This window comes from Vibrio sp. 1641, from assembly GCF_033339995.1.
Lineage (GTDB): Bacteria > Pseudomonadota > Gammaproteobacteria > Enterobacterales > Vibrionaceae > Vibrio > Vibrio alginolyticus.
Genome location: NZ_JAWOVP010000005.1, coordinates 89,353 through 102,782 on the forward strand (window position 1 = coordinate 89,353; position 13,430 = coordinate 102,782).

Sequence of the window (13,430 nt, forward strand, 5' to 3'; positions counted from 1 at the left end):
ATGTAAATCACAACAAAACATACCCCATCGTAACTCACATGTTCATATTCATGAGCTATGCTTTTCTGCTTCTCTCAAACAGCTGTTATTTAAACAAATATTCTTGAGATATCATCACCTCATCCAACAGAGGTTTAAGGTTGTACTGCTTAATCGTAAAACATTCCTTTCTATATCCGGAACATTTAAAAAGATAGCATTCTCGTCACAGCTTTGCCTGGATTAAGAGTGGTTATTCTCCACAAGTGATGGTTTAAACATAGGCTAGTAGGAATGGCTAAGATGCTTTGCAATGGCAGAATGAGCAATCACTTGAGTCAATGAGACAAAGGGTTCGTTACTTAACGAAGCCTGTGACAGAAAAGAAGTTTGAGATTTTCAAAAAATACGAAAAAGGCCTAACATTTTCATGTTAGGCCTTAAATCTGGAGCGACACACGAGGTTCGAACTCGTGACCTCAACCTTGGCAAGGTTGCGCTCTACCAACTGAGCTAGTGTCGCATTTAATATGAGATGGTGCCCCGGGCCGGACTTGAACCGGCACAACGCGAACGTCGAGGGATTTTAAATCCCTTGTGTCTACCAATTCCACCACCAGGGCACACAAATATTCTTTGTGATGCCTTTACAGAAAAGTAAAACACCATCTGATATCGCCAATGCCATATCAATAAAATTTGGAGCGACACACGAGGTTCGAACTCGTGACCTCAACCTTGGCAAGGTTGCGCTCTACCAACTGAGCTAGTGTCGCATTTTTCTCGAAAGCCATTCGCTCTCAAAATAATAATGGAGGCGCCTCCCGGAGTCGAACCGAGGTCCACGGATTTGCAATCCGCTGCATAGCCACTCTGCCAAGGCGCCTCATTTGTGAATAAAGCTAAGCTTTTTCACCACCCTTTCGAGCCGTGCTCTCTTGGGTACGGGATGCATTCTACGGATTCGAGCGATCGAGTCAACACTATTTTTATTTTTTTAAATCGTTTGACTAGAATTTGTGCGAAAGACGATGGATTGCTTAGTTTTAATACTAAAAATCGCTTAAATACACTTGTTTATCATAAAACTTTGGCTACGCCTTACACTGCTGGCCGTGCGTTGCGTGCATTGAAGTATTAATAATCAGAAGACTCGCCTCTCTAAGACTCTCCAAGGACAAAAACAAGACTTAGATCACAAATAGAACCCTATCGAAGCAAAAGCCCCAGATACAAATTGCAAACATGGCCGTTAGCAAGCATTGAAAAGCGAGAGAAGCCAAAAAATGCTGTAGATTGTCTTAGATACAAAAAAGCAGGCTATTAAGCCTGCTTTCTAACATCAGAATTTAATGGTGCTCTTCATTCAACAGATCGTCTTTCGCAGCAGCCAAATATTGAATCATTGACCAATATGTCAAGAAAGTTGCCACATACAAGGCCGCAAAGCCTAGCCAAACCATCCATTCATCGTAACGCCATATCAACACCCATAAGGCGAACATTTGCGAAACAGTTTTTACTTTGCCAACCCAAGATACCGCAACACTTGCTCGCTTACCGATTTCAGCCATCCATTCTCGCAATGCTGAGATAATGATTTCTCGCGCAATCATCGTTACCGCAGGAATGGTCACCCAAATTGAATGATAATGTTCCGTGATTAGAATCAATGCCGTTGCCACTAGCACTTTATCAGCGACAGGATCAATAAACGCGCCAAAACGAGAAGTTTGACCAAGTTTACGGGCCAACATGCCGTCAAGCCAGTCAGTAAAACCCGCTACCCAAAACACCATTGCTGCTGCAAACGGTGCCCATGAATAAGGTAGATAAAAGACAACCACAAAAACAGGGATTAGGAACAGTCTAAGAAGAGACAGAATGTTCGGGATATTCAAACGCATTTTATTATTCTCTTACACATTGCGGCTTAATGTTGCGCGATTTTCCTTATTGTTTCAATGCTTGGAAAATAATTTCTGCTAAAGAGTGACTTATTCCCGGTACTTTGGCGATTTCTTCGACACTTGCACGTTTAAGTTCTTGTAACCCACCCATGTACTTGAGTAACGCCTGACGTCGTTTAGGGCCGATTCCCTCAATCCCTTCGAGTGCACTCGTACGTCTGGTTTTACCTCGCTTAGCACGGTGCCCCGCTATAGCATGGTTATGGCTTTCATCACGAATATGTTGGATAAGGTGCAGCGCAGGAGCATCGCTTGGTAAATGAAACTCCTCCCCATCGACTGTAATCAGCGTTTCTAAACCTGGTTTGCGAGTAACGCCTTTTGCAATACCAATCATGATGGGACGCTTTGGCCAATCCCCCCAATATTGCGAAATGATGTCATGCGCACGATTTAACTGACCTTTACCGCCATCGATAAAGATGATGTCGGGAATTTTCTCTACGTCCAATTGCTTCGAATAACGGCGCTCCAACGCTTGTCCCATTGCTGCGTAATCATCACCACCGGTAATCCCAGTAATGTTGTAGCGACGATACTCTTGCTTTACGGGGCCTTCGTTGTTGAACACCACACATGACGCAATCGTGCTTTCCCCCATCGTATGGGAGATATCAAAACATTCCATTCGAGCTATAGACTCCAACTTCAATGTTTCGCGAAGCGCATGAAAACGCTGATTAATCGTCATCTTGTGATTGATTTTTGTGGTAATCGCCGTTAGTGCATTCGTGTTCGAAAGCTTGAGATACCTTGCTCGAGAGCCAGTTGGCGACGTATGAAAATGAACCTTACGCCCTGCCACTTCACTTAACGCTTTCTGTATTGGCGCAATATCTTCTGCCAACTCTTGATTCAAAATAATACGAGAAGGAATTGTACGTGCTTCGTTATGGCTCAAATAGTATTGAGTCAGAAAACTATCGAACACTTCCTGCTGGCTTGTATTTTGTGGGATTTTCGGAAAATGGCTACGGCTACCAAGCACTTTGCCTTGGCGTATCATCAGGATATGGATACACGCGATACCATTCTCCTGAGCAAACCCGAGTACATCCATATCATCCATGCTGTCTTCTGAGACGTACTGCTGCTCTTGAACACGCCTAATCGCTTGGATTTGATCGCGAAATTTAGCGGCATCTTCAAAGCGCAATTGCTGACTGGCAACTTCCATTTTCTCAATCAACTGTTTGAGTACTTGCTGATCTTTGCCTTGCAAAAACATGCGCACAAAGCCAACCAACTCTGCATATTCTTCATCAGAAATGATGGTATTAACGCATGGTCCTGCACAGCGACCAATTTGGTACATCAAACATGGGCGCGTTCGGTTGGAATAGACAGTGTCTTCACACTGGCGCACAGGAAATATCTTTTGCAGCAAATGCAATGTTTCTCTTACTGCACCAGAATCTGGGTAGGGGCCAAAATATTCACCTTTGCGCTTCTTGGCGCCACGGTGGATAGAAAGCCGTGGGTGCTTATGACCGCTAATAAAGATATAAGGGTAAGACTTATCATCTCGCAGCAACACATTGTATTTCGGCAAATACTGCTTGATGTAGTTATGCTCTAAGATCAACGCTTCTGTCTCAGTGTGAGTCACCGTGACGTCTATTTTGGCGATATTACTGACAAGCGCGCGAGTTTTCTCACTGTCTACTTTTTTTCGAAAGTAGCTTGAAAGGCGCTTTTTAAGGTCTTTGGCTTTACCTACGTAGATTACAACAGCTTCGGCGTTGTACATTCTGTAAACGCCGGGCTGATGAGTTACTGTCTTGAGAAAGGAAGCCGAATCGAAAGGAGGATTCACGCTAAAGGGTCTCGGTGTCCAGCATTCCGTGGCGAATCGCTAAGTGAGTTAACTCAACGTCACCATTAATGTCCAATTTACTAAAGAGTCGGTAGCGATAGCTGTTGACTGTCTTTGGACTTAAATTAAGTTGCTCAGAAATATCCGTTACCTTTTGGCCTTTGGTGATCATAAGCATGATCTGCAATTCACGTTCGGATAAGTCTTTAAAAGGGTTCTCAGAGGCTGGAGAAAATTGACTCAATGCCATCTGCTGCGCAATCTCTGGCGAGATGTAACGCTGCCCACTATTAACTACACGAATCGCATTCACCATTTCGTCAGGGCCAGCACCTTTGGTTAAATAACCAGACGCACCTGCCTGCATCACCTTGGTTGGAAACGGGTTTTCTGTATGAACGGTAAGTACGATGATTTTCACATCAGGATTCACGCGAAGAATTTTTTTAGTGGCTTCCAAGCCGCCAATTCCTGGCATGTTCATGTCCATTAAAACGACGTCAGCATGATTACTGCGACACCATTTTACTGCATCTTCACCGCTGTCAGCTTCTCCTGCTACGTTCATTCCACGGACGTCTTCAATAATACGTCGTATCCCTGTGCGAACCAGCTCGTGATCATCTACAAGGAAAACATTTATCAAACTTGTATCTCCACACTTTGTATTGGTTCTGCACCCACATAACCATTATTTGTTAAATGTGGATATCAGTATGACTGCCTATATACTAACGTAATCGACAAAAAATTGCTTTCTATGAATATGTGCTGAAACGCAAACTTTAGCAAGAACTTATTCATAAACCACTCTATTATTTTAGAGCGTGATGAGCAGAACCGAAATCTAAGAAAAGACAATTAACAACATTAAGTACAATAAATCAAGTAACTAGGTTTCATATTGCCCAGAGAAACACGCTATAACTTAAAATGACACTGTCCCTCTTGCACCAAAGACTAACTTGTAATCACTAATTCCAGCAAAAATTTGAGACGCTTTCTTTACTGGTTATTTTCACAGTTCTTAGTGTTAGACTAACGTTCTTCAAGTTTTCTAAGGTTTCTCACATTTGAATATTCAACAAGGCTTCCTGCTAACTCGACAGGCACGAGACATCAAAGGTCAAACTCAAATCGAGCTGTGGCTTTCGACAGAAGCAGGTCCTACTCAGTTACTTATTAATGGTGAGAAGCCAGTCTTTTTCATCGCTCAGAAACACTCAGAGCAAGCAAAGACACTCGCACGAGAAAAAAACATATTCGTCGACATCCGCCTTTTGGATCTCAAAACGTTTGAACATACGCCTCTTGCTGCCTGCTATACCAATGTAACCAAAGACGCTCTCGCACTCAAAGACACATTCGCTCAAAAAGATATCACTACGTATGAAAGTGATATTCGCCTCGCCGATCGCTACCTAATGGAGCGTTTTATCAAAGGCAGTATCGAGTTTACAGGCAATGTGACTCGCACCAATGGCTACCAACGCGTCCAGAGCGCAAAATGCCGTGCGGGGCAATATGAGCCGAAGTTAAACGTTGTCTCGCTAGATCTAGAATGCTCTGAGAAAGGCATTCTTTACTCAATCGGATTAGACAGCGTCATGGATTCCCGCGTTATCATGATCGGAGAACCAGAACCTTCGGAGACACCGATACAATGGGTTAAGGATGAAAAAGCGCTTCTAGAAGCACTCATCGTTTGGTTTAAACAATTCGACCCCGATGTCATTGTCGGTTGGAACGTCATTGATTTTGACTTTCGTCTACTGCACAAACGAGCAGAATGGCACAACATGAAGCTAATGCTTGGTAGAGCAGACCAAGCCAGCTTTTTCAGAAGTTCATCTCAAAGCCAACAAGGGTTTATTTCCATTCCAGGGCGAGTTGTAATGGACGGTATCGATACGTTAAAAACGGCGACTTATCACTTTCGGTCTTGGTCATTAGAGTCTGTATCTCAAGAACTCTTAGGGGAAGGGAAAGAAATCCATAACGTTCATGACCGCATGGATGAGATCAATCGTATGTACCGCTCCGACAAACCATCGCTGGCTAAATATAATTTACAAGACTGCGTGTTAGTGAATAAGATTTTCAATCACACTCACCTGCTAGACTTTGCAATAGAGCGCTCTCGTCTCACTGGTGTCGAACTGGATCGTGTCGGCGGTTCGGTTGCAGCATTCACAAACCTATACATGCCTCAGATACACCGAGCAGGCTACGTTGCCCCAAACCTACACCCTGAAAATTGGATTGCCAGCCCCGGAGGTTACGTGATGGACTCCATCCCTAACCTATATGATTCTGTTTTAGTATTGGATTTTAAGAGTCTATATCCATCGATTATTCGCTCGTTCTTGATTGATCCTATGGGGTTAGTTGAGGGGTTATTGCTCGATATTGGAAAAGAAGAAAATCAGGCTGTACCTGGCTTTCGCGGTGGGCAGTTCCATCGTACGAAACACTTTTTACCAGAAATGATTGAAAAGCTTTGGGCAGCACGTGATGTTGCAAAGAAGAACAATGAAAAAGCTTTTTCTCAGGCAATCAAAATCATCATGAACTCCTTTTATGGCGTACTGGGCTCATCGGGATGTCGATTCTTTGATACTCGGTTAGCTTCTAGTATTACCATGCGCGGACATGAAATCATGAAGCAAACTAAGGTGCTGATTGAAGAGCAAGGATATCAAGTGATTTACGGCGATACGGATTCCACATTCGTGTCGTTGAATCGACCATACAGTCAAGTAGAAGCTGACGCTGTTGGAAATCAATTAGTTGATTACATCAACTCTTGGTGGCAAAAACACCTGCGTTCTGAGTACAACCTAACATCTATGTTGGAAATCGAGTATGAAACCCATTATCGCAGATTCCTTATGCCAACGATTCGTGGCGCAGAAACTGGCTCGAAAAAGCGCTATGCGGGTTTAATCGGTGAAGGAGAGCAAGAACGGATTGTATTTAAAGGGTTAGAAAGTGCCCGTACTGACTGGACCTCGTTAGCACAGAAATTTCAAAATACACTCTATAGCATGATTTTCCATGGTGAAGATCCAAGCGACTATGTCCGAGAGATGGTTGAGAAAACTAATAACGGTGAATTTGATGAACAGTTGGTGTATCAAAAGCGACTGCGCAGAAAACTGTATGAGTATCAGAAGAACGTCCCGCCACAAGTGCGTGCAGCTCGTTTAGCGGATGAGATAAATGCCAAGCTTGGCCGCCCATTACAGTATCAAAACAAAGGGCGAATTGAATACATTATTACCGTGAACGGCCCTGAACCTTATGAGTACCTCAATAGCCCGATTGATTATCAACATTACATTGATAAACAACTCAAACCCGTTGCGGATGCGATTCTCCCTTTCATTGGGACGGACTTTGACAGGCTTTCAGCGCCACAAATGGGGTTGTTTTAGCCGATACGAAACTCTGTTTTCTGGTACTGTTTGACTAACCAATCACCAAACGCATCAATTAGCCCAATAACAGAACGCTTGGGAATCCCCCGGCCAGAAAGTAAAATTTCTAGCCGCTCGATCTCAAGCTGCTTTTCAGGATGATAAGTTAAGAATACCTTGCCACATTGTATAGGGTCATCAAACCAACGTTTATCTCGATACATCACCAAAGAGTATGACGCTCTTAGTAACTTTTTAGCAATCACGCGCTGGGCGGCCACCTGCTCTTCTATCGTCTTCGCTTGTACGATTTTTTTGCGATACACCGTAATCCAATCTTCCACATCCATATTCCAGTGCTTAGCAATTTCCCAACTTGGGACGTAATCACCAAAACAGTCTGCTAGATCATCACCATAAACACAGACACAGCAATGCTTAAGCATAAAGCCCCAAGTGAAAATACTGTCTAAATTAGCCACTTCACTCACTAAGGCTGTACGGACCGATACACCATTAACGTGAGGGTAACTCTGCTGCGCACGCCACTTAATTGTGTTGAGCAAAGTCGCGCGATTGTGCTCAAAGGATGATTGAGTAACGACAACCAGGTCTAAGTTCGACTTCCCAACGATCGCTGTTTTACGAGCAACACTACCGTATACATAAACGCTGTGTAAGTTTTGCCCCAATCCACCTTTGAGACAAGCGGTGACTTCCCTAATTAAAGGCGCAAACTCTGGTTGAAATGGTTGTTTAGGATCGATAACAGGCAGAGACATGACTTAGAACGTGTTCTCAGATGGTTCAAGAAGTTGGGCTATATGTTCTCTTAGCCGACTCACCGAATCAAGTCCATTCAGGTGTTTAGTCATGGGAGTAACAACAAATTTCTGTAATGAATTTTAATGCTAGGCGGCTAACTTAGCGCTATAATCACCGAGTTTTGCTTAATAAGTATGAATAGGAATATACAATGCCAAAGGCAAGTGAAATCAAAAAAGGCTTCGCAATCGAGTCTAATGGTAAAACTCTTCTAGTTAAAGACATCGAAGTAACGACTCCTGGCGGTCGTGGCGGCGCTAAAATCTACAAAATGCGTTGTACAGATCTAAACACGGGCGCACGTGTAGATGAGCGTTACAAGTCTGATGACGTTGTTGAAACGGTAGAAATGAACAAACGTGCAGTTGTGTACTCATACGCTGACGGCGATGAGCACATCTTCATGGATAACGAAGACTACTCACAATACACATTCAAGCACAATGAAGTTGAAGACGACATGCTGTTCATCAACGAAGATACACAAGGTATCCACATTATCCTTGTTAACGGTGCTGCAGTGGGTATTGAACTACCATCTTCTGTTGAGCTAGTGATTGAAGAAACTGACCCTTCAATCAAAGGTGCTTCTGCATCTGCTCGTACTAAACCAGCACGCTTCGCTTCAGGTCTTGTCATCCAGGTTCCTGAGTACATTGCAACTGGTGACCGAGTTATCATTAACACAGCTGAACGTAAATACATGAGCCGAGCATAAGCATGTCTGATTTGATTTCTTACGACGACGTCATCGACGCAGCGTACGACATTTTCCTTGAGATGGCTCCAGATAACCTAGAGCCAGCTGACGTGATTCTGTTTACTGCGCAATTTGAAGATCGTGGTGCCGCAGAACTTGTTGAAACCGGTGATGACTGGGTTGAACATGTTGGCTTCGAGATCGACAAAGAAGTATATGCAGAGGTTCGTATCGGCCTAGTAAATGAGGAAAATGACGTTCTTGATGACGTATTTGCTCGTATGCTAATCAGCCGAGACCCTGAACATAAGTTCTGCCATATGCTTTGGAAACGCGATTAACGTTTCTTCATCATGAACAAAGATACCAGCCTAGTGCTGGTATTTTTTTATCTGTTGTTTTCGTCTAGCTGAGATATATGTTTATACAAAGCACCCTGCTCTATATAGGCTTTAGATCCTTTTGTTATGTAACAGATAAGAAAAAGGCTTGCCGAATTGGCAAGCCTTTCTGATGTTTTGCTATCGATTAACGATGCTTGTTGCGTGCGCCTTGGTCACCAGCAGTCTTCTTCGGCTTACGACGAGAAGGGTTGTTGCTGCGACCTTTTGGCGTGTTAACACGCTCTTCATGGCGCTTAACTGCGCGACGAATTTTTTGGCTGCGTGCACGCTCTCGTTTGCGTGACGTATTGTCTTTGTTCAGATCAAGCATGGTTTCTTTCTCTGGACGAAGCTCTACAAGCTCACGCAAGTAGTTTACTTCTTTCAGGTCAAGCTCCATCCAACCGCCACGAGGCAGTTTCTTGTCTAAGAAGATGTCGCCGTAACGAACACGTTTCAGACGGCTAACGGTACACTCTTGCGATTCCCATAGTCGACGAACTTCGCGGTTACGACCTTCGTTGATAACAACGTAAAACGTGTGGTTCATGCCTTCACCACCCGCGTAAACAACATCTTCAAAGCGAGCTAAACCGTCTTCCAGTTCAACACCTTTTACTAGATTACGAACTTTCTGTTCAGTTACTTCACCGAACACACGTACTAGGTATTCACGTTCAACTTGGCGGCTTGGGTGCATTAAGCGGTTCGCCAGTTCACCATCCGTTGTGAAAAGTAGAAGACCAGAAGTGTTCGCATCCAGACGACCAACTGAAATCCAACGAGAGCCACGAATTTTTGGCAGACGATCAAAAACAGTACGACGACCTTCTGGATCGTGACGAGTACACAGTTCACCCTCAGGTTTGTAGTACGCAAGTACACGACAAATCACTTCTTCTTGAATCTTTGCAGAGACAATGTGACCATCGATACGAACTACGCTGCTCTCGTCTTCAAGTCTTTCACCAAGCTTAGCGACTACACCGTTCACGCTAACGCGACCAGATTTAATTAACGATTCAATCTCACGACGAGAACCGTGACCAGCACGTGCTAATACTTTTTGTAACTTTTCGCTCATTTATCTACCTATGTGTCGTCTTCACAGACGTCTAGACCAGGATTGGTCTGCATTTTGCTATTTACCCATTTCAGTGGGATTTTTCGGTCGGACATTATACGTAACTTTCTTAGTTAATGTAAGCTAAATCGGCGCCATTCTCCACACCAAAATTCACTTCAAAAATGACCGAAATATTTGTCCTATTCTGCAACTTTTTTACTACTTAATGCAGGCATTGCTCAACGAGAATCCCACTAATATCGGTCTTCCTGAACCACTTTAACCACGCGGTACCTGATAAAATTGTCAGGGTTACAACAATAACCACTTGGGGTGTGTTTACTGTTCGTATTGCTAGAAAGCAACGAAGAATAAGCCGTCCCTGTTTGCTGCTAAGTAATACCAATCACCGCAGACAATGAGCGCTCATAGCAAAACAAGGTCGTGGGTAACAAGACAAAAATTGTCTTTAAGTCATTAGTTCACATCAAAAATAACACTAATGCTATCGTGTACTCTGACTCTCTAGGTTCGCTCTGCACTCTCGGCGATTGGCATAAATCAGACAAAAAGGAATAGAACAATGTCTATGCTAAATCTCGACCTAAATTGGATTTTTGGGACATCTCAAGATGACGATATGACAGGCACAAAAGGCTCTGAAACAACCGATATCTTCTTCGGCTTCTGTGGTGATGATAAGTTTGTAGGATACGGAGGTAATGATATTGTCTTCGGTGGCTGGGGAGATGATACCTTGCTTGGTGGCCGAGGTAACGACTTTGTTTCTGGCGGCTTTGGAAACGATTTCCTATCCGGCGGATTAGGAAACGACAAACTCTTTGGTGGCTGCGGCGACGACACAATTTTTGATTATTCAGGCAACAACTACTTGAGTGGTGGCTGGGGTAACGACACGCTCGTTGTTGGTGATGGTGAATCAGTACTGAGCGGTGGCTGTGGAGACGACACCTTCGTGCTTACAAACCGCCTGGCTATTGGTGTACCTGATCAGCCAGTGTCTTCCAACGATATTGATGTTAAAGCCGACATTGTCGATTTTAATATTTTCCATGACAAACTTGTCTTTGATATGGGCCGAGACACTGATAACGATGGCATTCGAGATACGTTCTTGGATTCAGCGGATGATCTGACTTTATCTTACAATGAATGTGGCTGGGCAGTATTCTCAAGTGATGAATACAATGTTGAAGTGACACTAAACGGTGTGAGCTCTGCATACATCAACTATGCAGAACAAAATGGTATCGACATTTTCGATTTCGCTTAACCTCAATCAGTTAAGTTCAATGAGATATTCGATATGACAACTAAAATAGGAGGCGCGATGCCTCCTATTTTGTTTGACGGTGGTGTGCGTCTACTATTCGAATGGTGCAGGGTCACCAGATCCCAAACGAACCACAACAGGTTCACCTTCGCTAAAGTCAATTACAGTCGTAGGTTGTTCACCTAAGTAACCGCCATTAAGAATCACATCAACCGCATGTTCTAGTTTATCGCGAATATCCTCTGGATCAGATTCTGTTACGTCACTGCCAGGTAGAATCAACGACGTAGACATCATCGGCTCACCTAATGCTTCCAACAAGTCCAAGGCAATTTGATTGTCTGGAACACGGATACCGATGGTCTTACGTTTTGCATTCATCAAACGACGCGGCACCTCTTTTGTGCCTTTGAAGATGAAGGTGTAAGGACCTGGTGTGTTATTTTTCAGCAGTCGGAATGCAGAGTTATCCACTCGGGCATAGAGAGAAAGCTCCGACAAATCACGACACAGCAAAGTAAAGTTATGCTTATCATCCAGACGACGAATCTGACAGATTCGTTCCAGTGCCTGTTTGTTCTCCAACTGACAGCCAAGTGCATACCCTGAATCAGTAGGGTAAACCACAACGCCGCCGTTACGAATGATTGCTACTGCTTGATTAATCAAGCGAGCCTGTGGGTTTTCTGGGTGAACGTAAAAAAACTGGCTCATTGTAATTCCTCATTATCGAGCCTCTCGGCTCTATATTTTTATGGGTTCTCGACTTCGTATTACTGAGTATTATTCAACGAAGGATCTATTCCCCAATCTTTCCAAACTGGTTCGACGCCAGCAGGCAACCATAGGTTCCTTCCTAGCTCCATCCACGGTGATGGGTAGTGAAAATCACTGCCTTGAGAGGCTAATAGTTTGTATTGTATAGCATAATCAGCCAAGTTGCGCCTTTCTTGTTGCGCTTGCTGTGGCTGTGCAACTTCCATCGCATCACCACCTGCTTCGACAAACGCTGCTAGAAGACGCTTAATCCACTTCGCTGTCAACTTATATCTGCCAGGATGCGCTAATACCGCCATTCCACCAGCCGCATGGATAGCATCAACCGCATCCTTCATCGAACACCAATTCGGTGGTACATAACCTGGGTTATTACGCGTTAGGTATTTTTTAAACACCATTTGCATGGTTTTTGCGTAACCATTATCTACCAACCATTTCGCGAAATGCGCTCTTGTCACTGGAGCATCACCGGCGATTTGCCTTACCTCTTCAAGCACACCTACTCGAGTAGCTTTTTGTAGTCGCTCTGCAATTAACTCAGATCGTGTTATGCGATGCTGCTTCTGCTGTTCTATGAGGGCAGATAATTGTTCATTTTCCGGATCAATATTCAGGCCGACAATATGAATGTCTTTGTTTTGCCAGACGGTCGATATCTCAATGCCATTGATGATTTTTATCGGCAAATTATTATCTTGAACGTATTGCTTAGCTAACGCCAAACCGTCAACCGTATCGTGATCAGTGATCGCCAAAACCTCGATATCAAAACTCAGCGCCCTTTCCACTAAATCTTTAGGTTCTAACCGACCGTCCGATGCAGTGGTGTGACTATGTAAATCAATTCTCATATTTTTATCGTTTTAATGCCGTTTTGGGGTTGACTTTTTACTCTCGCACTAGTTAACTAGTACACAAATACAAAGTACGTAATTTAAGGTTCACCATGTTACAAGAATTTAACCAAAACCAAAAAGCGAAAGTTGCGGTTTGTCTTAATAAGGCAAACTCATCAGATCTTGCTTGGTGGCGCACTTGGACTAGTTCTTGGTGGGCAAACGTATACTTCTAGTTTATAGAACCAAACGTTGTAAAGCCCGCTACTTAAGCGGGCTTTTTTGTTTTGTTGCTCATTTCACATTCAACTGCCTAAACATTAATCGAATATAGCCAACTCTAGATTGGGAGAACGTTTGCT

At 43.6% G+C, this 13,430-nt stretch carries 12 protein-coding genes, 4 tRNA genes and 1 other annotated feature; of the genes, 5 read left to right on the forward strand and 11 right to left on the reverse strand.

The window, feature by feature from the left end:
- Nucleotides 1-426: 426 nt before the first annotated feature.
- The 7 genes from R7Z47_RS12750 to uvrY form a co-directional block, all read right to left on the reverse strand.
- A tRNA-Gly gene (locus R7Z47_RS12750) sits at nt 427-502 on the reverse strand.
- A 13-nt stretch (nt 503-515) separates the two neighbouring features.
- A tRNA-Leu gene (locus tag R7Z47_RS12755) sits at nt 516-602 on the reverse strand.
- 77 nt (nt 603-679) lie between these two features.
- Nucleotides 680-755 (reverse strand) — tRNA-Gly (locus R7Z47_RS12760).
- 36 nt (nt 756-791) lie between these two features.
- Nucleotides 792-865 (reverse strand) — tRNA-Cys (locus tag R7Z47_RS12765).
- Nucleotides 866-1,328: 463 nt separating this feature from the next.
- Entirely contained in the window at nt 1,329-1,886 is a 558-nt protein-coding gene (pgsA, locus tag R7Z47_RS12770; RefSeq protein WP_005394805.1) for a CDP-diacylglycerol--glycerol-3-phosphate 3-phosphatidyltransferase, read from the reverse strand.
- Between the two features lie 46 nt (nt 1,887-1,932).
- Complete coding sequence (gene uvrC, locus R7Z47_RS12775; protein WP_025998705.1) at nt 1,933-3,765, reverse strand: excinuclease ABC subunit UvrC; 1,833 nt, start codon at nt 3,763-3,765, stop codon at nt 1,933-1,935.
- Between the two features lies 1 nt (nt 3,766).
- Nucleotides 3,767-4,411: a UvrY/SirA/GacA family response regulator transcription factor gene (gene uvrY / locus R7Z47_RS12780; protein ID WP_005386783.1), complete on the reverse strand. Its 645-nt coding sequence runs from the start codon at nt 4,409-4,411 to the stop codon at nt 3,767-3,769.
- A gap of 427 nt (nt 4,412-4,838) precedes the next feature.
- On the opposite strand from uvrY, the gene R7Z47_RS12785 reads away from it, so the two are divergent.
- A complete protein-coding gene (locus R7Z47_RS12785) occupies nt 4,839-7,202 on the forward strand; it encodes a DNA polymerase II (protein ID WP_256902915.1) in 2,364 nt (787 codons plus the stop codon).
- Here R7Z47_RS12785 and R7Z47_RS12790 read toward each other — a convergent pair.
- A complete protein-coding gene (locus R7Z47_RS12790) occupies nt 7,199-7,966 on the reverse strand; it encodes an elongation factor P (RefSeq protein WP_017635724.1) in 768 nt (255 codons plus the stop codon). The two genes, R7Z47_RS12785 and R7Z47_RS12790, sit on opposite strands and share 4 nt — an antisense overlap.
- 194 nt (nt 7,967-8,160) lie before the next feature.
- Between R7Z47_RS12790 and yeiP the strand changes: the two genes are divergently transcribed.
- On the forward strand, nt 8,161-8,727 hold the full coding sequence (gene yeiP / locus R7Z47_RS12795) for an elongation factor P-like protein YeiP (protein WP_005376801.1): 567 nt from the start codon (nt 8,161-8,163) through the stop codon (nt 8,725-8,727).
- A 2-nt stretch (nt 8,728-8,729) separates the two neighbouring features.
- The gene (locus R7Z47_RS12800) at nt 8,730-9,050 is read left to right on the forward strand and encodes an HI1450 family dsDNA-mimic protein (protein WP_005376800.1); all 321 of its coding nucleotides are present in this window, start codon (nt 8,730-8,732) and stop codon (nt 9,048-9,050) included.
- 187 nt (nt 9,051-9,237) lie between these two features.
- On the opposite strand, the gene rluB is transcribed toward R7Z47_RS12800, so the two are convergent.
- A complete protein-coding gene (rluB, locus tag R7Z47_RS12805; protein ID WP_005376798.1) occupies nt 9,238-10,176 on the reverse strand; it encodes a 23S rRNA pseudouridine(2605) synthase RluB in 939 nt (312 codons plus the stop codon).
- A 565-nt stretch (nt 10,177-10,741) separates the two neighbouring features.
- On the opposite strand from rluB, the gene R7Z47_RS12810 reads away from it, so the two are divergent.
- Nucleotides 10,742-11,452, forward strand: a complete 711-nt coding sequence (locus R7Z47_RS12810; RefSeq protein WP_005376796.1) for a calcium-binding protein — start codon at nt 10,742-10,744, stop codon at nt 11,450-11,452.
- 93 nt (nt 11,453-11,545) lie between these two features.
- Here R7Z47_RS12810 and R7Z47_RS12815 read toward each other — a convergent pair whose 3' ends face one another.
- Nucleotides 11,546-12,166 (reverse strand): L-threonylcarbamoyladenylate synthase, encoded by a 621-nt coding sequence (locus R7Z47_RS12815; RefSeq protein ID WP_005376791.1) that lies wholly within the window; start codon nt 12,164-12,166, stop codon nt 11,546-11,548.
- Between the two features lie 59 nt (nt 12,167-12,225).
- Nucleotides 12,226-13,083 (reverse strand): RNase RNM, encoded by an 858-nt coding sequence (gene rnm, locus R7Z47_RS12820; RefSeq protein ID WP_005386777.1) that lies wholly within the window; start codon nt 13,081-13,083, stop codon nt 12,226-12,228.
- Between the two features lie 95 nt (nt 13,084-13,178).
- Here rnm and R7Z47_RS12825 point away from each other — a divergent pair, with 95 nt between their 5' ends.
- Nucleotides 13,179-13,304, forward strand: coding sequence for a trp operon leader peptide (locus R7Z47_RS12825; RefSeq protein WP_005376787.1), 126 nt, complete (start codon nt 13,179-13,181; stop codon nt 13,302-13,304).
- Nucleotides 13,251-13,354: a sequence feature (Trp leader region), on the forward strand. Its footprint overlaps the gene before it by 54 nt.
- The last annotated feature ends 76 nt before the right edge of the window (nt 13,355-13,430 follow it).